Genomic DNA, 18561 nt, shown 5'->3' with positions numbered 1-18561 from the left:
CATGACTCAGTCTATCCCACAGATCTCGCTCATTGCCGCCTTCTCAGCAGGGCTCCTCTCGTTCGTGTCCCCATGTGTTCTGCCGCTGGTGCCGAGCTACATTTCCTACATCACGGGGTTATCCGTCGAACAGTTGGCGGATGCATCTGAACGGGTGAAGTTCAAGAAAGCGATTGTTCTGAACTCGTTGTTGTTCATCGCCGGGTTTTCTTCTGTCTTTATTGCGTTCGGCGCATCAGCCAGTTTTCTGGGTCAGGTTCTGATCACTCATCAAGACACGATTCGACGCATCGGTGGGGTGTTGATTGTCGTGTTTGGGCTGTATCTGCTCGGGATTCTGAACTTGAAATTCTTAAAGATGGAGCATCGGTATCAATTCCGCAGTCGCCCCGCCGGGTATCTCGGGTCATTCTTGATCGGGGTCGCCTTCGCCGCAGGGTGGACTCCGTGTGTGGGGCCGGTACTAGGATCCATCCTTCTCTATGCCAGTACGACGGACTCTCTTCTCAATGGGGTCGTGTTGTTGACGTTTTACTCGGTCGGCTTAGGGTTGCCATTGTTCCTGACCGCATTGGGTGTTGATCGGTTCTTGGCCTATTTCAAAGAAGTGCGGGCTTATCTGTGGGGCGTTTCGACCGTGAGCGGAGTTATGTTGGTCTTGGTCGGCGTGATGATCTATGCGAATTCACTGACGATGGTGACCAGTTTTTTGGAGCGATATGGGATCGGCTGGTATCTGGGCCAGTAGCCGGCGTTGAAACAGAACTCCCACAATGTCGTTCTTAGTCCTGCGTTGGCCCCACGGCACCTCAATCGTAGACCTCAGGATCCTCACGCCTTAGGGCCTCGTTGGATGGTCTTTTGAACGATCCTTCAAAGCAGTCAGCAGGGTGCTGGAGAGCGAACTTCAACTCGCTGTGTGCAGCCCCCCCTCCACGCTTCGGACTTTTAACGACGGAATCAGCACCAGGCGCCAAGGCGGCAGGCTGTAAAGCCTTGCCCCAGCGTGTTGGTAGAGGGAGCAACAAAGGAATCGAGTGACGGAGGAACGCCAAGCGTCGTTATCGGTGGAGATGAAAGTGGGGAAGCGGATGATCGATTGGTGGGTTCTGGTCGGCTGCTTCGGAGCATCGTTGTGGGTCCAGCGTCGGAAACGAGGGCCGAGTCCGACTTCTGCGCCAGCAGCGTGCTTGGCTGCGCCCCGCCGATTTTCTCCAACAGGTTCTTTCCGGACCCTGAAGAAGGACTATCCGGATACTTTTCCGCCAATAAGATGAGCTTTTCTCTTGCCCAATCGTCGGCTCCCATTTCATGATAGGACTTGGCCAGGAAGTACAGGGCGTCAGAGGCGACGGGCTTATTGGGGTAGGTTTTGATGATCTGTTCAAACCGATGCGCAGCCGCCAGGTAGGACCCTCGCCGGTAGTAGAATTGCCCCACGAAAAGATGCATCTGAGAGAGCCAATCGTGGCACTCCTCGAGCTTTTGCTGGGCCTGTGTGTCATAGCGGCTACCAGGGAAGTCTTTTCTCATCTGATCGAATGCGGTAATGGCCTTTTGCATCGGTTCGGGATCGCGATCGATGGTCTTCGCCATCTTAAAATGAATCTCGCCGATCCTGAAGGCCGCATATGGGGCCAGAACGTGATTGCGGTGGAGATCCATGAAGTGTTTGTATTCGACTAAGGCCTCCGCGTACTCTTCCTTTTCAAAATACGCTTCACCCCGCTTCATAATCACATTCGGGTGATAGTGGTTCTCAACGGTATCTCCGATAAAAATCTGCTCGTCTGTACCGCTGAGGGCCTTCTTTAACCCTTTCCGTACGTCGTCTGTACCGATATCTCCGGCACAGGAGGCCAAAAAGAGGGAAATCATGCCGAGCCACCCCGCCATCCATATACCTGACAACCAGGATGACGGACCAGCAACAGTTCGAATCGCGCGTGGGACCATGACGGACACACATAGCAAGGATGCGGGCAAAAAGCAATCAGAAGAGTGGTTTGGTTGACCTGCCTTCTCACGCTCCCTATAATCCTGTGCGCATTGGAAATCTGGACAATTCCCCTGGAATATTTGGTGGTTTTGGCATGATTCGAGCACGGATTATTGGAACTGGCAGCTATCTCCCGTCCCGGGTGGTGTCCAATGAAGAGATTGCTCCTACGCTGAATTTGTCCCCGGCCAGAATCCAACGGCTCACCGGTATCCGGGCGCGCCATTGGGCCGGTGAGCACGAAGCGCCGTCTGATATGGGCATTGAGGCGGGGCGCCGGGCGCTCGACGCGGCGGGCTGTGCTGCGTCTTCCATCGATGCCATCGTTCTTTCCACGACCTCTCCCGATATGGCCTTTCCGTCCACGGCCTGTGTTGTCCAACGCGGATTAGGGTGTAAGCAAGTGGGGGCGTTTGATGTGTCTGCCTCCTGCTCAGGATTTCTGTACGGACTGTCGATGGCGCAGGCCATGGTTCAGAGCAGACAGGTACAGACCTGCTTGGTTGTGGCCTCAGAAGTAAAGTCTCGATCGCTCGATCCTCAGGATGCTGCGACGGCCTTGTTGTTTGGGGATGGGGCTGGGGCCGTCCTCATTCGAGGCGAGGAAGATCAATGCCCGGAACCGCGGGGGATTCTCGGAATCAGGTTGTTTGCCGATGGATCTCACCATGGGCTCATTCGGATCCCCGGTGGAGGATCACGCAGGCCCTTATCATCCGACACGTTGAACAAACGGGAGCACATGCTTCGTATGCAGGGAGCACCGCTGTTTCGATTAGCCATTCGACGGGTCGAGCAGGCTGTGCTGGACATCCTGAAGGAATTCGGCATGCGTCCGGCGGACCTGAAGCAGGTTGTGCTCCACCAGGCGAACGGCCGAATTCTGGCTCAAGTGGCGGACCGGCTGGGAATTGAGCCGGGCCGACTCGCGTCGGTCATCGAACGCTATGGCAATACGTCTTCTGCGTCTCTTCCGATCACGCTCGATCATGCGGTCCGCAGCGGGAACATTTCGTCGGGGGATTTGGTGCTGTTGGGCAGCTTCGGCGGCGGGCTGACATGGGCAACCGGACTTGTTCGGTGGTAATGATGGTCAAGGCGGTGATTTGTATATTCGCGTATCATGCGCGAAAGCACTCGACATAGGGAATTGGAAATGATCTTCGGCCTGCTTCCTAAAGAAGAAGCCTTTTTTGATCTCTTCAAACAGGCAGCTCACAATGTCGTCGAAGGCAGCCGCTTGCTCAAAGAGTTGATGGAAGACTACACGAACATTCATGAAAAGACGAAGCGGATTAAGGAAGTGGAGCATGTAGGAGACGGAATTACCCATGACATTGCGTTGCGCCTCAATCAAACCTTTCTGACTCCTCTCGACCGGGAAGATATTCACGATCTCGCCAGCGCATTGGACGATATTCTCGACGCCGTGGAGGCCGTGGCGGATCGATTGGTGATCTACAAGATCGTGCGGCCTACCGAACGGGCGATCCGGCTTGCCGATATTCTTTACCACACGTCCATTGCCGTGGGTCGGGGAGTCGATCGAATCGGCATGTCTCACACGGAGATGAAAGAGTTCACTGTGCAGGTGAACAGCTTGGAGAATGAGGCCGACCGTGTGTCACGTGATGCCATAGCAGAATTATTTGAGAAAGAGACGAATCCGATCGAGGTCCTCAAGTGGAAAGAGATTTACGAAACGTTGGAGGAAGGAACCGACCGGTGTGAAGATGTCGCAAATGTGATCGAACGCATTGTTCTGAAACAGACGTAGCCCTCCGTGAAGAATGGCTCAGTTGTGAACTCCCTCTTTCAAGTTCTGCACACCTCGACGGTTGCCAAGCCAGCGAAAAACATTTTGGTTAGATGTGACTGAACTAAGCGGCTTGCTGCTTGTAACGGTGGTGTTGGCTCTTCTGTTTGACTTTTCAAACGGGTGGCACGATTGCGCGAACGCCGTGGCGACGGTCGTCTCCACGCGTGTATTACGTCCACTCACTGCCGTGTTCCTGGCCGGGGCATTGAATGTTGCCGGAGCGTTCTTTTCCACGGCTGTGGCGAAAATGATCGGAGGAGGTATCGTCTTTCCCGACGCGATTACCAACACGGTGGTCGCGGGTGCGATGGGTGGCGCGATCCTGTGGAATTTCTTCACACTGGCGCTGGGATTGCCGACTAGTTCGTCTCATGCGCTGATCGGCGGACTTGTCGGAGCGGCAGTGGCTCATGGCGGCTGGGCCGTTGTCCAGTTCAACGGCCTGGGCAAGATTGTTGAGGCCATGATCGTCTCACCTCTTTTAGGGTTTGGGATGGGATTTCTCATCATGGTTGCGGTCAGTTGGGTGTTTTTTCGAGTTCATCGGGGTGTCGCAAGTAAAATATTCAGTCGACTCCAACTCGTGTCAGCAAGCTTCATGGCGTTCAGTCATGGAGCGAACGACGCTCAGAAAGTGATGGGGATCATTACGCTTGCGTTAATAACGTCCGGCCAGTTGACTTCGTCGGAAGTGCCGACGTGGGTCATCGTAGCCTGCGCACTGGCCATGGGGCTTGGAACCACCGTCGGTGGGTGGCGGATAATCCGGACCCTTGGGATCAAGATGGTGAAACTCGAACCGGTTCACGGATTCGCAGCAGAAACGGGCGCAGCAACAGTCTTACTGTTCGCAGCACACTTTGGGTTGCCGGTGAGTACGACTCATACCATCACTTCCTCGATTTTGGGAGTCGGCTCGACCAAGCGGCTGTCTGCCGTTCGATGGGGAGTCACGAGCAAGATTTTCTCGGCGTGGGTGTTGACATTGCCCGGGGCTGCGCTCTTGGGAGCGGGCGTTTATACCTTACTTGCTTCCGTCACTTGAGCCAGACCTCTGGCCTTGGGGCTGAGCGGCAGGCGAACGACGAATCGACTGCCCTGCGGCTGGTTGGCTTCTACCCACACGTGCCCTCCATGTCCTTCCACAATATGCTTCACGATGGCGAGCCCAAGCCCCGTGCCGCCCAGCTCTCGGGATCGGGCTTTGTCGACACGATAAAAGCGCTCGAAGACGCGGGGACGATCCTGTTCGGGAATCCCGATTCCGGTGTCGGCAACGCTGAGCTCGATCGTCTTTGCCGGGTGATCAGTCCCAAACGAAGGGATGAGCTTGGCGCCGACGGTGATGGTCCCGCCTGCCGGCGTGTACTTGATCGCGTTATCGAGCAGATTGGTCAAGACTTGCACGAGCCGGCCTTCGTCACCCGCCACCGAGGGGAGCGACGAGTCGATCACCGTGACGAGCCGGTGCCGATTTTTGTCGGCGATCGGTTTCATGATCGACAGGGTTCGGTCCACAATAGTGCGCAACTCAAGGGGCTCCGCTTTCAACAGGACACGGCCCGATTCGATCTTTGACAGCTCGAGGAGGTCTTCAATGATCAAATTGAGGCGATCGCTTTGTTTGAGGATGATTTCCAAGAACTTTGCGGCCACGGGGGGGTCATCTTTGGCACCGTCGAGAAGCGCTTCAACGTAGCCTTTGATGGACGTGAGCGGAGTCCGAAGTTCATGTGAGACGTTCGCGACAAAGTCCTTCCGTATTTTTTCCAGGCGCCGCAGTTCGGTGATGTCGTGAAATACCAAGACGATGCAGGCCTCGTTTTCCCGTTCGCCTCCCGCCGGGGACGCCTCGATCTGGAGGTACCGTCCGCTGAGCGGCAGCATGATTTCATCCTCGTGGGGGGCGCGAGATTGGAGAATGGCCGTCACCAGATCGTTGAGTTGTTGATGGCGGAAGAGTTCCGCGCAGGGACGTCCACGGGCCTCTACTCGTGAGATGCCGAACATGCGTTCGAGGGCCGGGTTGATCTGTAAGACCTGGCCGCGATAATCCAGAACCATGACCCCTTCAACCATCGAGGTGAGCACGGCAAGCAGTTGGGCGCGATCTTCCGAGAGTTCGTCGATCTTCGCGTGAAGCTGCTCCGCCACATGGTTGAGCGTCGTGGCCAAAAGACCGACCTCGTCCTGTGTGGTGGCTCGGAGGGGAAGGGCCCGGCTGCCGGAGCTCAAGTATTGGGCCGCCGCCGCAATGTCCGAGAGGGGCCTGCTGATACTGTAAGCCAGCCAGATACTGACCATGAGGGCGACGAGGAGCGCGATGCCGAAAGCCAGAAAGAGCTGTTGTCGCAATTCCGAAAGCTCGCGATCCAACACAACCATGGGAAGGCTCACGCGCACGACGATCGGCGGAGCGGCCTGAGGCGGCCGCAGCAGGACGGCGCGGTACATCGTTCGCTCGCCGGTGGTGTGACTCATCCGGATGTCCTGCCCCTGTCCTGTGGAAAAAGCTTGCTGGATCTCAGGCCGAGACTGGTGGTTCTCCAGGGCGGACAGGTCGATATCCCGCACGGCGCTGTCGGCAAGCACCGTTCCGTTTGCGGCGATCAACGTGATGCGAGCGGATGCGCGGTTGCTGAGGTCTCGCGCCGTCTCTTGCAGGGAAGCCGGTGTCGGAGGTGAAGAGTCTGAGTGAAACAGCGGCTGGACCGCGTACTCAACGAGCTGGGTTTTGGTTGCCAGCACCGCACTCAGTTCGAGGAGGGCTTGTCGCTCGAAGAATTGGACCAGGATCACTCCGGCGAGCACGAGGCCACAGACGACCGCCGCGAGCGTGCCGACCGTCACTTTCCATCGAATCGACCACGTCATCCTGATCCGTCGAAATCTTTCAGTTTGTATCCGAGGGATTTGACGGATACGATGGCTTCTTCGAGAAGGGGGAGTTTTTGTTTCAGACGGCGGATATGCACGTCGACGGTTCTGGTCGTGCCATAATAGTCGTATCCCCACACGGCATTGAGCAGCACCTCGCGGGTCAGCACGCGACCGCGATGCCGAAGGAGATGCTCCAGCAGACCGAATTCTTTCGCGGTCAACGGGATCTCTTGTTTACCAAGGCTGACCTCATGGCGGGACAAGTTCATCGTGAGCGTATCATAGCGATACAGATCCGGGCCGGTAGTCGGTGAACGCTCCACCCGACGCAGCAGGGCTTTGACCCGAGCGACGAGCGCCTTGGGGCTGAAGGGCTTGGTCACGTAATCATCGGCGCCCAACTCGAGTCCAACGATCGTGTCCGATTCTTCAGCTTTTGCCGTCAACATAATGATCGGCAGCATCGCGGTATCCGCTGCGGAACGCAACCGCTTGCAGACTTCGAGCCCGTCCATCTCGGGCAGCATCAGGTCGAGGACGACGAGATCAGGTTTGTCTTCTTTGACCTTCTTGAGCGCCTCGAGCCCGTTCATCGCCGTGACAGGTCGAAGCCCCTCCTTTTCCAGATAGAGTTTGACGAGTTGCAGAATATCCTGCTCATCCTCGACTATGAGGATTTTCTTGTGATTGGTGGAACCCATAGGCTGCCTCAGCGTACGGGGGAGGGGAGACAGAGTCAAGTAATGGACCGTCTATTTATAGGCAATAGCCGCGCTCGACGGCCCGGCGAGGTGCATGACCTCGAAGCGCTTGAAGCCGACGTCACCGCACCATCGGCGGAAGTCCGCGCCGGAATAATCGAACGCATCGCCGAATTCGATGAGCATGTTGAGGGACATCAGTAGTCCCTGCACATTCTCCCGGCGGGCATCATCGATCAACGCTTCGATGGCGACGAGTGCGCCGCCCGCCGGCAACGCGTCGTAGGCTGATCGGATCAAGCGCATCTTGTTCTCCAGATTCCAGTCGTGCAGAATCATACCCATCGTGATGAGGTCGGCCTTCGGCAGCGGGTCCTTGAAGAAGTCGCCGGACGCCGTGCTCACGCGAGCTTCCAGCTCGGAAGCGGCAATGTGTTTCTTCGCGATCGGTTCGACAACCGGCAGATCGAAGCTGATACAGGTGAGATGCCGATGTCGCTTCGCGACCTCAATGCTGAGCAGGCCGGTCGCGCCGCCGACGTCGCAGAGAGTTCGGAATCGGGAAAAGTCAAACTTCTCCGCGAACGTCTCGAAGTTGATGCGCGAGGCGCCGGTCATCGCACCCATGAATTGTTCCAGCCTGGGCACGTTCGAGTAGAGTTCCTCGAACATGCCTTTCTGTCCGTGTTTGACCTCGTTCTGCGGTCGGCCGGTCCGCAAGGCTTGGGGCAGATCGTTCCAAAATTTGAACAGCCGTGCGTTGAGCATGATCAGAAGCCCGCCGATATATCGTGGGCTGGCTTCGTCCAGGAATACGGCACCTTCGGGCGTGTTGAAATATTTTGCCTCCGGTCCGTCGCCGGCTCGGTCGAGAAACCTCATCGACACAAGCGCGTCAAAAAAGTCGGCGATGGCGCGTGGATGGAGGTGCAATTCCCTACCCAGCTCCGTGCCGGTGAGACGCCGATCGGCGAGCGTGGTGAACAGGCCGATCTCAACCGCCGTGAGCAGGACCTTGGACCCCCAAAAACCAAAGGCGGTCTGCAAGATGGAAGACGGATTCACAGCAGAGTGCATATGGTCGTTATTTCCTTGGTCATGGTTACGAGTCTTTCATCCGGGAATTTCCGCTCGCCGAGTCCGCTGCTTTCTTCATACATCGGTGAGAAGCCCGCAGATATCGATAAATACCCTCACGTTGGCCGAGGTATCCTTGCGCGCGACCGTAAAGATCAGGTCGGATTTGGGATCCGCGTAGAGGGTGACTTCCTGACTCCCAAAATATCTTGCAGGAAATTCGGGATCAGCGATCTCAGAAGCGCCGGCAGGCGCAATGGGATAGATGCCTGTTTTCGACCGTGTGGTCACGTGAACTGCATAGAAGAGCGGTTGATTCGGCTGTCCGAATCCATTGATCCCGACAAATCTGACATCGAATCGTTTTCTGGCTGGAATGGTCAGGACAACGATGTCCTTGACGCTTTCTCCATTGCTAAGATTGACGGCAGCTCCCGTTTGAAATGGTCTTTGAGCCATCTGAGGCACCTCCTTGTACAGTCAACAAAAAGGGAAAGGTTCAGTTGCCACAAAGATATGAAATTTCAGCAGGCACTGAGCGTACGGGGGACCGGAGAGAGAGTCAAGATAACAGCGTGATGACGACATGACGGCGTCTATTTGTTCGGGGACATGGACATGACTCCGAAAAGGTCGGATTTGGCGTCCGCGTACAGAATGGTTTTCCGACTCTCAAAGTGCCGTGTAGGAAATTCGGGATGGACGATCTCAAAAAGACGGGGCGTTCGGCTATCCCTTCTTCACGACTCGTGTGACAATCTGTTCGGCGCGGCCGATCGCTTGGCCCAGGAAGCCGCCGACGGCTCGGCCGACCTTTCTGGCCTGACCGCTGGTGGGCGTGGATTTCGCCGTCTTGACCCCTTTCTTGAGCCGCCGGCTCGATGTGGATAGAGCCTGAGTGACGGTTTTTTTGAGTGTACGAGCCGTTGCGCCCGCTTTGCCTCGTAGAGTCTTGCCTTTCCGAACAAGCTGTTTTCCGATGTTGGCCACTGTCCTAGCAGGTGTCTTTTTCATATGACCTCCAAGTTTGGAATCATCCCTAGAATCCGCAACATACCAAGCCTGTTGGAGGCGGGCAAGATCTCCGGGACACGCGCCCTCGGTGATACCGTCGTGGCTTTTCGGAGGCAATTCTGTTGACGGAACGAGCTGATCTGACGTATCGTGAATGTTCAGTAAAGACTGCGGACAGGACGATCTGGTAGAGTGCCGAGCGAAGGAGCTGCGACGATTATGAAAATCTATCTTGCCAATCCCCGTGGGTTTTGCGCCGGTGTCGATCGGGCGATCGATATCGTCGATCTTTCCCTCAAGAAGTACGGCGCACCTATTTATGTCCGGCATGAGATCGTTCATAGCCGCCATGTCGTGAATTCGCTCCGGCAAAAAGGCGCGGTCTTTGTGGAAGAGTTGAACGAAGTTCCGGAAGGGTCGGTCGTCATTTTCAGCGCGCATGGTGTTGCGAAGTCGGTGTGGGAGGAAGCGAATCGTCGGCGCCTGCATGTGATCGACGCGACCTGTCCGCTGGTGATCAAAGTGCATAACGAAGTGAACCGCGATTATACCCAGGGGTACGAACTGATTCTTATCGGTCACGCCGGTCACCCGGAAGTGATCGGGACGCTGGGCCAGATTCCCGACAAGTTTCATCTCGTGTCTTCGGTGAAAGATGTGGAAGAATTGCTGGTAGAAAACACCATCAACCTCTCGTATGTCACGCAGACCACGCTGAGCGTGGATGAGTGTCGGGACATCGTCAGCGCGCTCCATCAGCGGTTTCCGAACATCAAGGGCCCGCATCAGGAAGATATCTGCTATGCGACGCAAAACCGGCAGAATGCCGTGAAGGAATTGTCCCGTCTCGTGGATGTCATTCTCGTGATCGGGTCGCCGAACAGCTCCAACTCCAACCGCCTGCGGGAACTTGGAGAGCAGTGCGGCATTCCCTCGTATCTCATCGATTCAGCCAGCGACATCAACCCGGAATGGCTGCAAGGTGCCAAAGCAGTCGGAATTGCCGCCGGGGCTTCCGCTCCGGAAATCTTGGTCACGGAAGTGGTCGCATTCTTGAGAGCTTCGGGACCATCCGAAGTCGAGGAGCTCACCGTCATTGAAGAAGACGTGGAATTCCTGTTGCCGAAGGAACTTGTCCAAATAGAATCGTCCAAGAAATCGATGGCCAGCATTGCCGGGTAGTGCACTGTAGATACAGCCTTCGTCCCTTCGCTTTCTGCAGTTTCCAAGGACGGTCGTCTTGCGCTGCCGGTGATGGTTCCGAAGCCATGTATCGGATTCCAAACCACTTTTGAGCTTTTCCTAGCCCCCACCCTATACCTTGTAGTGGTCACCTGCATCTCCTCTATCGGCTGTGTTTTTCTTTGATTTCTTGAAGCTCCTATGATACAAGGGCCGGAAATTTTTATTTCCATGGGAGCGCCCCACTCGCGCGTGAAAGGGTGAGCTGATGTACTTGAAATCATTGGATATGTTGGGATTCAAGTCGTTCGCTGAGGCCAAGATCGAATTCCCCGAGGGTGTCACGGCGATTGTTGGCCCAAATGGGAGCGGAAAGAGCAACGTCGTGGATGCCATTCTGTGGGTGATGGGCGAGCAAAGCACCAAAACACTCAGAAGCGAAAAGATGGAAGACGTCATCTTTAATGGCACCGAACTCCGAAAGCCGTTGGGGATGACGGAAGTGTCGTTAGTCATCGGAGGCCTCGATCAGACGGCGGTGAAGTTGGATGGCGGCGCGGGGCTTCCCGGCCAACTGACTGAATTTCAAGAACTGATGATTACCCGCCGTTTGTACCGCAATGGCGAGAGCGAATATCTCATCAATAAGACTCCGTGCAGGCTCAAGGATATCCGCGGCTTGCTCCTCGATACCCGTGCGGGCAGCAAAGGACACACGGTTATTGCGCAAGGCCAAATCGATCAGATCCTGAATGCGTCTCCGCAAGATCGACGAGAGCTCATTGAGGAAACCGCCGGCATTGTCCGCTACAAGAAACAGAAGGCCGAGGCATTACGGAAGTTGGAAGCGACGCAGCAAAATCTCCTGCGAGTCCGAGACATCGTGGCTGAGATCAAGAAGCAACTCAATTCCCTCGAACGGCAGGCGCGCCAGGCGCGCACCTATCAGACATTGCAAGGAGAAGCGCGCGGGATTGAAGTGACGTTGTTGACCCGGGAATTCCGGGCATTGCGGCAGACGTTGCGGGAGGTGGAGGACGACGTCCTGAATTTGGACCGACAAGAATCCGAGAAAGCCGCCGAACAGGCTCGGCTCACGACGGATCTCGAACGGGCTCGCCTGGATGCCATTGCGACGGCTGACTTGATCGGAAAGACTCGAGAAGAACTGGCGGGAATCGAACATCAGCAGGCCCACGCGCTGACCGCGGCGGAGGTCGAGCGCAACCGAGGTCAGTTATTGAATCAGCAACAAGTTGAAGAGTCGGCCGAGCTGGAAGAGCTGGTCCGTTCACGGGACAATTTGGCCGGCGCGCTCCAGACTGTTGAGGCATCATTGCATTCCGTCGAAGAGGAAATGGCGATTCGAGATCGTGCCCTCGGTGAGCTTGATCAGGAGATGGGGCGCTTGCTCCAGCAACGGGCTGCCGCAGTCGCGGAAGAAGAGCGAGGGCGCAAGGACGTGTTGCAGCTGGCGGTCCTGGTCGCGAATACCGAGCAGGGCATCTCGCAGCTCACGAAACGAGTGGAAGACCTCGCGGGCCGTGGAACTCGATTGGTCTCGGAGCGAGACGAGCTTCGTAGGCAACGTGAAGCCGCGATCGATCGTCATGAGGCGGTGCGCAAGGAATACGGAGAAGCCGACCGCCTCGTGGCGAAACTGCGGGAGGACCAACGCTCCGTGCAAGAGGAGGCCATTCAAGCTGCCGGGATGATGCAGTCGCTGGATCAGGCGATTTTACGACGCTCAGAGGAATTGGCGGGCGTGGATTCACGCTTGGAGGCCCTGCAAGGCGTGGTGCGCGAGGAGATGGGCTATGGCCGGCAAGGGGCTGAACAGGGCCCCGCCTTGAAATCGTGCGAAGGGGTGCGGGATGCAGTCGCCGAATGGCTGGTCATCCCATCAGGGATGGAGCGCGCGGTCGAGGCGGTGCTAGGGGAGCGCGTTCGAGGGTGGTTTGTGGATGAACCGTCCGTGGGACGGCGGTTGATCCGTTTCCTCCAGCAGGAGGGACTGGGGCGAGGCAGCTTTATTCCGCAGCACCCTCGATGGGAAGGGGCAGGGACCCATGATTGGTGGCCGGCAATAGCCGAACAGCCCGGCATCGTCGGGCGCGCCGTGGATCTGATCCACACCGACGCCGCTCGAACGGGGGCACGGGACTCGTTGTTCGATCGCGTCGTGATTGTTCGGTCGTTGGACCATGCGATGCAGGCATGGGAGCAACATGCGTGGCACGCTCCGAATGGTCCGATCCTGGTGACGCTGGACGGTGAAGTGGTGGATGCATCCGGTATCGTGACCGGAGGTCAGGTCCAAGGAACCCCGGGTCTCCTCGAGCGTCGGCGAGAAGTGATCGATCTGGAAGTCAAGCGGCACGCGCTTGTGGACGAGCTCGATCACAGTAAGCAGCAGCGAGACGAGGTGTTCGCTCAGACCCAGCTCCTGACCCAGCGAGACCGCCAGCTAGGGGATTCGCTTCGTGATGCCGAAATGCAAGATCTCTCGCTCCGTAAAGACGAAGAGAAGCTTCAACATGTGCTGACGGATCTTGACCATCGACTGAATGCGGTGGAGACGGAGATTCAAGAAGGTCTCGGTGAGCGAGAGCGGCTGGAGCAAGAATCGCAATCAGCCCAGGCTCAATTGGGGCAATGGGTCGCTGAAAAAAACGGTCAGGAAACGTTGTTGGGGCGTGTGCGTGAGCGACTGGGTTTGTTTGATCAGAATATGAGAGAACAGCAAGAACATGTAACGCAAGCGAAGCTGACGGCAGAGGGTTTGCGCGCAAGACGGGAACACGAGCAACAGAATCGGGTTCGAGTGGCGCAACAAATTCAAGAGACGGAGGATCGGCGCCGTTTGCTGGGGGAACATCTGAATAGTCTGAAGGGTTCAATCGAGCGGAGCCGGGATGAGCAAGCCCGTCAGGAGGCGCTCTGCCAAGAACTTGGCGTGTCGGCAAGTCGGGTGAAAGCGGAGTTGGTCGCTGCTCAGGAGCAACAAGCGCAGCAAACGGGGGCCAGCCAGGCTTTGGAAGCGAGTCTGGAAGAAGTGCGCCGAGGAGTCTCCGCGATTCGCGATGCACGGATGACGGTGGAAGTGCGCCGTGCGGAACTTCGCACGCACTTGGGCACAGTCGAAGGAACCTTATCGGGAACGTATCAGCTCGATCCGCTCGCGCTGGTCGACGATGCGCCGGCATCGAGTGAATCGGTCATAGAGAGCGATGCCACCGGTCAGGAGGCGGCCCAACGTTCCGATGCCGAGTTGAAAGAGCAGTTGCAGAAGCTTCGTGATCGGCTCGATCGCATGGGGCCGATCAATCTGGCGGCCATCAGCGAGCACCAAGAGCTGGAGGAGCGCCACAAATTTTTGTCTGCGCAGGAGCAAGACCTGTCGAATTCGATTGTGTCGCTCAAGGAGATCATTCAGCGGATTCACCGAACGACGAAAGAAATGTTTGCGTCCACGTACGACGAACTCCAGCAGAAGTTTTCCGAGGTATTCGTCCAATTCTTCCCCGGCGGCCGGGCCGAGCTGCAGTTGGTCGACGAACCGGCGCCGGAAAACGGCGAGCCTCCCGGCAGCCAAGAGCCGGGTATCGAAATTGTTGCACAACCGCCTGGGAAGCGGTTGAAAAGCATCACCATGCTGTCGGGCGGGGAAAAGACGCTGACCGCAATGGCGCTCTTGTTTGCGAGCTTTCTCATCAGGCCGACGCCGTTCTGTCTGTTGGACGAAATCGACGCTCCGCTGGACGAGGAAAACATCGGGCGCTTTACAGGTGTCTTGAAGGAGTTGGCGCAGAATGCCCAGTTTCTCGTCATTACACACAACAAGCGGACGATGAGCATCGCCGATTCTCTCTTCGGCGTCACGATGGAAGAACCGGGCGTTTCCAAGCTGGTTTCCGTCAGGCTTGGTGACCTGCAGCCGGCCTGAGAGCACGTTCTCCAGTCCAGGCGCAAGCATTGGATTGTCACGCTGGGCTTGACCGCGGCAGCCATCCATAGCCTTCTGGGAATCAGGCTGTCGGGCGTATCCGTTTCAACGGCTGTCTCCTATTCGGGTGATTCCCCCTAAAGCGGGTGTTTTGTTCGTTCAGCGATGCAGCCTGAGGTTTCAGTGCCGGAGTGTCCCCATCCAGTACCGACCTCTTTCCCGTCCCGTGCACTTCCTGGAAAGACGGTTTCATTATGAGAACCGCAAAGCCTGCGATATCCTTGTTGCGAGTGTGAAGTTGATTTCACCGACTGCAAGGAAGGAGGGCGACGATGGCACCTTCACGGACCCCGGGCAGAAGGCCATATCCGCAATCGGTCGGCAATCTCGCTCTCGACGATGCGCGATTAGCGAGATTGTTCATGTCCAACGCAAACGCCGGCCAAGGGTCGCTGCGAAGGGTGCACGACGGAGTGCAGGAGGAACAGGAGGATGATCCGTTCGGGCCCGCCACGGGGATTGTCAATGGACTACGCCTATCCATCACGTTGTGGAGCTTCATGGTTCTCGTGATTCTGTTGATGCGATAACCCCGTTCCTACTTGTCTCGATCATTTTTTTGCGTATTCTGCTCGTGTCGAGCACCTGCTAGGTGTGCGGCCACCACGTGTGTTCGACGCCGCAGTAGACGGGCAGAGGCATGTTGTGAGACCAGGTTATCGATGCTGTAAAATGCTGTCTTCGATCACATACACCCGCGAAAAAATATATGTACTTCAGGCACTTCACAACTCGGTTGCTTGACTCAATTCCCAGCGTCTGTTATAAGCCTGCCGTACATTCGAGGGAGTGTAGAGGAGCTTTTCACGAGGGAGACCATTGCGAGATGCCGGTCTTTCACCCCCCTCAGCCCTGTCTTTCAAATCATAACGATTCATGAACATCATCAAGGCGTTATTCAGCCGCCTCTCTGACAGCCTGCTTTCGACCGTTCAGGGACGATTCGATCCTGCGACGGAGTTTACACCCATGGCTCCGCTTCGATTGGTGTCCGACAAGCCGGTTGTCCTCCCTTCGTTAGATCCTTCTTCTATTCGTCGTCCCATCGCACATGCTGTCAGCCAGCCTGATGCAGTGGATGACGCGATCCGGCGGAGTCAGTCATGGTTCCTGAACCGTCAGCATGCTGAAGGGTACTGGGTCGCCGAGCTGGAAGCGGACACGACACTGACATCCGAATACTTGATGCTCCGTCGATTCCTCGATCGTGTGGACCCCGATCGGGAGGAGAAGGCCGTTCGGTATCTCAAGTCGATGCAACTGCCCGACGGCGGATGGCCGATTTATTACGGCGGGCCGACTGAAATCAGTGCGTCCGTCAAGGCGTATTTTGCGCTGAAGTTGAGTGGTGTGTCGGCGGACGAACCGTGTATGGTTCGGGCGAAAGAACGAATCTTGGCAATGGGGGGAGTCGTCCAAGCCAACGTGTTTACAAAAATCACGCTGGCGTTGTTCGATCAGTATGATTGGGAAGGCATTCCCCATATGCCCGTCGAGATCATGCTGCTGCCGAAGAAGTTCTATTTCAGTATCTACGCGATCTCCTATTGGTCTCGAGCCGTCTTGATTCCGTTGCTGATCGTCTTTGCTCACCGTCCGGTCTGCCAAATTCCCCGTGAACAGGGTATCGAGGAACTCTATCCGATCCCGCGAGCGGAGATCCGGTATTGGAAGTATCCCCCGTTCAACAAGGATCAAGCGTGGTTCACGCCCCATAATTTCTTTGTTGCTCTGGATGCGATGTTGAAGCTGTACGACCGGATGCCCATGCGGGTATTGCGGGAGAAGGCGCTTCATAAAGCCGCCTGTTGGATGTTGGAGCACCTCAAAGGGTCTGGCGGGCTCGGTGCGATTTATCCGGCGATGGCAAATTCCATCATGGCACTCGAATGCTTGGGCTATGGCGCGGATGATCCCCTTGTCGTCAAGGCACTTCGTGAGATCGAGGAGCTGGAAGTCTACGATTCCGCCATGGTTGACGGTGAACTTGCTCCTACTCTCCATCTTCAGCCTTGTTTTTCTCCCATTTGGGATACCGCGTTGCTCACGAATGCGCTGGTTGAAGCGGGGTTGCCACAAGATCACCCGGCGCTCCAAAAAGCGGGCCGGTATCTCATCTCCAGGCAGACCAAGTCGGTGGGTGACTGGATTGTCTCCTCGCCGAACGCGGAACCGGGCGGATGGTATTTCCAGTTTGAAAACGAGCTGTATCCGGACGTCGATGATTCCGCCGTAGTCCTCATGGCGCTGTCAAAATTGAAGATTCCGACCGGGGAGGGCGAGCTGAACGAATCCATCCGTCGCGGTATGCGATGGGTGCTGGCGATGCAGGGATCCGATGGAGGGTGGGGCGCCTACGATAAGGACAATAACCGTGTCGTGTTCAATTATATCCCGTTTGCCGACCACAAAGCGCTTCTTGACCCGAGCACGTCCGATCTGGCTGGACGATGTCTGGAGATGCTTGGCGCCTTGGGTTATGACAACACACATCCAGCCGTTGCGCCGGCTCTGGCCTTTCTGAAGAAGGAGCAAGAAGAGGACGGCAGTTGGTATGGGCGGTGGGGGGTCAACTACATTTATGGAACCTGGTCCGTCTTGGCCGGGCTGAGAGCCATCGGCGAAGATCTCTCGGCACCCTATATTCGGCGGGCTGTGTCCTGGCTGGAATCAAAACAGAATTCTGACGGGGGATGGGGAGAGTCCTGCCTTTCTTACAATGACCTCGAGCATCATGGTCAAGGAGAGAGTACGCCGTCGCAAACAGCATGGGCACTCATGGCCATGATGTCGGCCGGAGCGACTGACTCCTTCAGTGTCGCGCGCGGAGTGCAATTTCTTCTCCGTCATCAAATGAAGGACGGATCGTGGGAAGAAATCTCTCACACCGGGACCGGGTTTCCGCGAGTGTTCTATCTTCGGTACCATTGGTACTGTCAGTACTTCCCGTTGTGGGCCTTAGCAATGTATCGCAACCTCCGTTCTCGCGGGAAGATGCGAGCCGATGAACTTCGCCATCACATGCAAGGAAATGACTCATACCGGTCCGAGCGTTGACCCCCGCCGGTTCGCTCCCCCTGCCCTCATCTGACACCGTGCCGCTCAAACGGATTGCCATTTTTGCCGCGACCCCATGGGAGATGAGAGCCGTTCGGTCGGCATTTCCTCCTGGCAGCGGACGACAAATCGCCGGCCCCTCTGGTTTCGTACACACTGTCGGTGACCGGGAATATTGGCTTGTACAAACCGGCGTCGGTCTGGAGAAGGCGAGGCACAGCGCCGCTCAGCTCATCGACGGCCGGCCTTTCAGTCTCATGATATCGACCGGATTTGCCTGTGCGCTTGTCGCGGCGGATATCGGAGCACTCCTGGTCGGCCGCGAGGTCGTGTATAAGACAGGGTCAAGTGGGGAGCTTTCACCAGTTACGGCTGTGCCGGGTGATGAACGAGATCACGTGCTGGCGTTTGTCGAGACTCTGGTGCCTCCTGCACACATAGGACGATTCGTCTCGACGGATCGAATCATCGGTCGGGCTTCGGATAAAGAACAGTTTGCGCGAAGCACGCAAGCAATCGGCCTCGATATGGAAAGTTCCGTCTTGGCCGCTCACGCGCACCGCATGCAGGTTTCTTTTGTGATCATTCGAGCTGTTTCCGATCTTCTCGACGAAGATCTTCCCCTTGACTTCAATCTGTTTCTCAGGCCCACTGGATGGCTCAAGGGTCTCGGTACTGTTTTGGCCGCCCCCTCATGCCTCTTGGGTCTTGGCCGGCTTCGTCGACAGAGTGCAGTCGCAGCAGAGGCCTTGACGACATTTTTCAGGCGTTATACTGCGGCGATGGCAACGGAGCGGCAAGAGCGAGAATTCTCACCGACGTGACC

At 56.6% G+C, this 18561-nt stretch carries 15 protein-coding genes; 9 read left to right on the top strand and 6 right to left on the bottom strand.

The features are described from left to right. The first annotated feature begins 1 nt into the window (after nt 1). Nucleotides 2-748: a sulfite exporter TauE/SafE family protein gene (locus H8K04_15255; protein UVT15161.1), complete on the top strand. Its 747-nt coding sequence runs from the start codon at nt 2-4 to the stop codon at nt 746-748. A 212-nt stretch (nt 749-960) separates the two neighbouring features. Here the strand turns inward: H8K04_15255 and bamD are convergent, their stop codons facing one another. Then, the gene (bamD, locus tag H8K04_15250; GenBank protein UVT15160.1) at nt 961-1878 is read right to left on the bottom strand and encodes an outer membrane protein assembly factor BamD; all 918 of its coding nucleotides are present in this window, start codon (nt 1876-1878) and stop codon (nt 961-963) included. 215 nt (nt 1879-2093) lie between these two features. Between bamD and H8K04_15245 the strand changes: the two genes are divergently transcribed. From H8K04_15245 to H8K04_15235, 3 genes are all read left to right on the top strand, one after another. Further along, nucleotides 2094-3086, top strand: a complete 993-nt coding sequence (locus tag H8K04_15245; protein UVT15159.1) for a ketoacyl-ACP synthase III — start codon at nt 2094-2096, stop codon at nt 3084-3086. A 72-nt stretch (nt 3087-3158) separates the two neighbouring features. Further along, nucleotides 3159-3776, top strand: a complete 618-nt coding sequence (locus H8K04_15240) for a DUF47 domain-containing protein (GenBank protein ID UVT18006.1) — start codon at nt 3159-3161, stop codon at nt 3774-3776. A 94-nt stretch (nt 3777-3870) separates the two neighbouring features. Then, the gene (locus H8K04_15235; protein ID UVT15158.1) at nt 3871-4863 is read left to right on the top strand and encodes an inorganic phosphate transporter; all 993 of its coding nucleotides are present in this window, start codon (nt 3871-3873) and stop codon (nt 4861-4863) included. Here the strand turns inward: H8K04_15235 and H8K04_15230 are convergent. The 5 genes from H8K04_15230 to H8K04_15210 all read right to left on the bottom strand — a co-directional run bounded on the left by H8K04_15230 (nt 4836) and on the right by H8K04_15210 (nt 9490). Next, nucleotides 4836-6692, bottom strand: a complete 1857-nt coding sequence (locus tag H8K04_15230; protein UVT15157.1) for a PAS domain-containing protein — start codon at nt 6690-6692, stop codon at nt 4836-4838. The two genes, H8K04_15235 and H8K04_15230, sit on opposite strands and share 28 nt — an antisense overlap. Then, nucleotides 6689-7399 (bottom strand): response regulator transcription factor, encoded by a 711-nt coding sequence (locus H8K04_15225; protein ID UVT15156.1) that lies wholly within the window; start codon nt 7397-7399, stop codon nt 6689-6691. Before H8K04_15225 ends, H8K04_15230 begins: the two co-directional genes overlap by 4 nt. Before the next feature lie 51 nt (nt 7400-7450). Then, on the bottom strand, nt 7451-8476 hold the full coding sequence (locus H8K04_15220; GenBank protein UVT15155.1) for a methyltransferase: 1026 nt from the start codon (nt 8474-8476) through the stop codon (nt 7451-7453). A 75-nt stretch (nt 8477-8551) separates the two neighbouring features. Then, on the bottom strand, nt 8552-8935 hold the full coding sequence (locus H8K04_15215; GenBank protein UVT15154.1) for a hypothetical protein: 384 nt from the start codon (nt 8933-8935) through the stop codon (nt 8552-8554). 270 nt (nt 8936-9205) lie between these two features. Next, on the bottom strand, nt 9206-9490 hold the full coding sequence (locus H8K04_15210; GenBank protein UVT15153.1) for a hypothetical protein: 285 nt from the start codon (nt 9488-9490) through the stop codon (nt 9206-9208). A 219-nt stretch (nt 9491-9709) separates the two neighbouring features. On the opposite strand from H8K04_15210, the gene ispH reads away from it, so the two are divergent. The 5 genes from ispH to H8K04_15185 all read left to right on the top strand — a co-directional run bounded on the left by ispH (nt 9710) and on the right by H8K04_15185 (nt 18559). Then, nucleotides 9710-10672 carry a 4-hydroxy-3-methylbut-2-enyl diphosphate reductase gene (ispH, locus tag H8K04_15205; GenBank protein UVT15152.1) on the top strand — a complete coding sequence of 321 codons (963 nt, stop codon included), beginning with the start codon at nt 9710-9712 and terminating at the stop codon, nt 10670-10672. Nucleotides 10673-10940: 268 nt separating this feature from the next. Continuing rightward, the gene (gene smc, locus H8K04_15200; protein UVT15151.1) at nt 10941-14618 is read left to right on the top strand and encodes a chromosome segregation protein SMC; all 3678 of its coding nucleotides are present in this window, start codon (nt 10941-10943) and stop codon (nt 14616-14618) included. Nucleotides 14619-14950: 332 nt separating this feature from the next. Further along, on the top strand, nt 14951-15208 hold the full coding sequence (locus tag H8K04_15195) for a hypothetical protein (protein UVT15150.1): 258 nt from the start codon (nt 14951-14953) through the stop codon (nt 15206-15208). A 346-nt stretch (nt 15209-15554) separates the two neighbouring features. Then, nucleotides 15555-17735 carry a squalene--hopene cyclase gene (shc, locus tag H8K04_15190; GenBank protein ID UVT15149.1) on the top strand — a complete coding sequence of 727 codons (2181 nt, stop codon included), beginning with the start codon at nt 15555-15557 and terminating at the stop codon, nt 17733-17735. A gap of 38 nt (nt 17736-17773) precedes the next feature. Then, complete coding sequence (locus H8K04_15185) at nt 17774-18559, top strand: hypothetical protein (GenBank protein ID UVT15148.1); 786 nt, start codon at nt 17774-17776, stop codon at nt 18557-18559. Nucleotides 18560-18561: the final 2 nt, after the last annotated feature.

Source organism: Nitrospira sp., from assembly GCA_024760525.1.
Classification (GTDB): Bacteria; Nitrospirota; Nitrospiria; order Nitrospirales; family Nitrospiraceae; genus Nitrospira_D.
Note: the sequence above shows the minus strand (reverse complement) of the source record. Positions and strands in the feature narration are given on the sequence as shown.

Bases quoted from the DNA above. Each gene is read 5' to 3' on its own strand.
- shc (UVT15149.1), top strand. From the start codon at position 15,555: ATGAACATCATCAAGGCGTTATTCAGCCGCCTCTCTGACAGCCTGCTT.
- H8K04_15220 (UVT15155.1), bottom strand. From the start codon at position 8,476: ATGCACTCTGCTGTGAATCCGTCTTCCATCTTGCAGACCGCCTTTGGT.
- H8K04_15195 (UVT15150.1), top strand. From the start codon at position 14,951: ATGGCACCTTCACGGACCCCGGGCAGAAGGCCATATCCGCAATCGGTC.
- bamD (UVT15160.1), bottom strand. From the start codon at position 1,878: ATGATTTCCCTCTTTTTGGCCTCCTGTGCCGGAGATATCGGTACAGAC.
- H8K04_15210 (UVT15153.1), bottom strand. From the start codon at position 9,490: ATGAAAAAGACACCTGCTAGGACAGTGGCCAACATCGGAAAACAGCTT.
- H8K04_15255 (UVT15161.1), top strand. From the start codon at position 2: ATGACTCAGTCTATCCCACAGATCTCGCTCATTGCCGCCTTCTCAGCA.
- H8K04_15225 (UVT15156.1), bottom strand. From the start codon at position 7,399: ATGGGTTCCACCAATCACAAGAAAATCCTCATAGTCGAGGATGAGCAG.
- H8K04_15245 (UVT15159.1), top strand. From the start codon at position 2,094: ATGATTCGAGCACGGATTATTGGAACTGGCAGCTATCTCCCGTCCCGG.
- H8K04_15230 (UVT15157.1), bottom strand. From the start codon at position 6,692: ATGACGTGGTCGATTCGATGGAAAGTGACGGTCGGCACGCTCGCGGCG.
- smc (UVT15151.1), top strand. From the start codon at position 10,941: ATGTACTTGAAATCATTGGATATGTTGGGATTCAAGTCGTTCGCTGAG.
- ispH (UVT15152.1), top strand. From the start codon at position 9,710: ATGAAAATCTATCTTGCCAATCCCCGTGGGTTTTGCGCCGGTGTCGAT.
- H8K04_15215 (UVT15154.1), bottom strand. From the start codon at position 8,935: ATGGCTCAAAGACCATTTCAAACGGGAGCTGCCGTCAATCTTAGCAAT.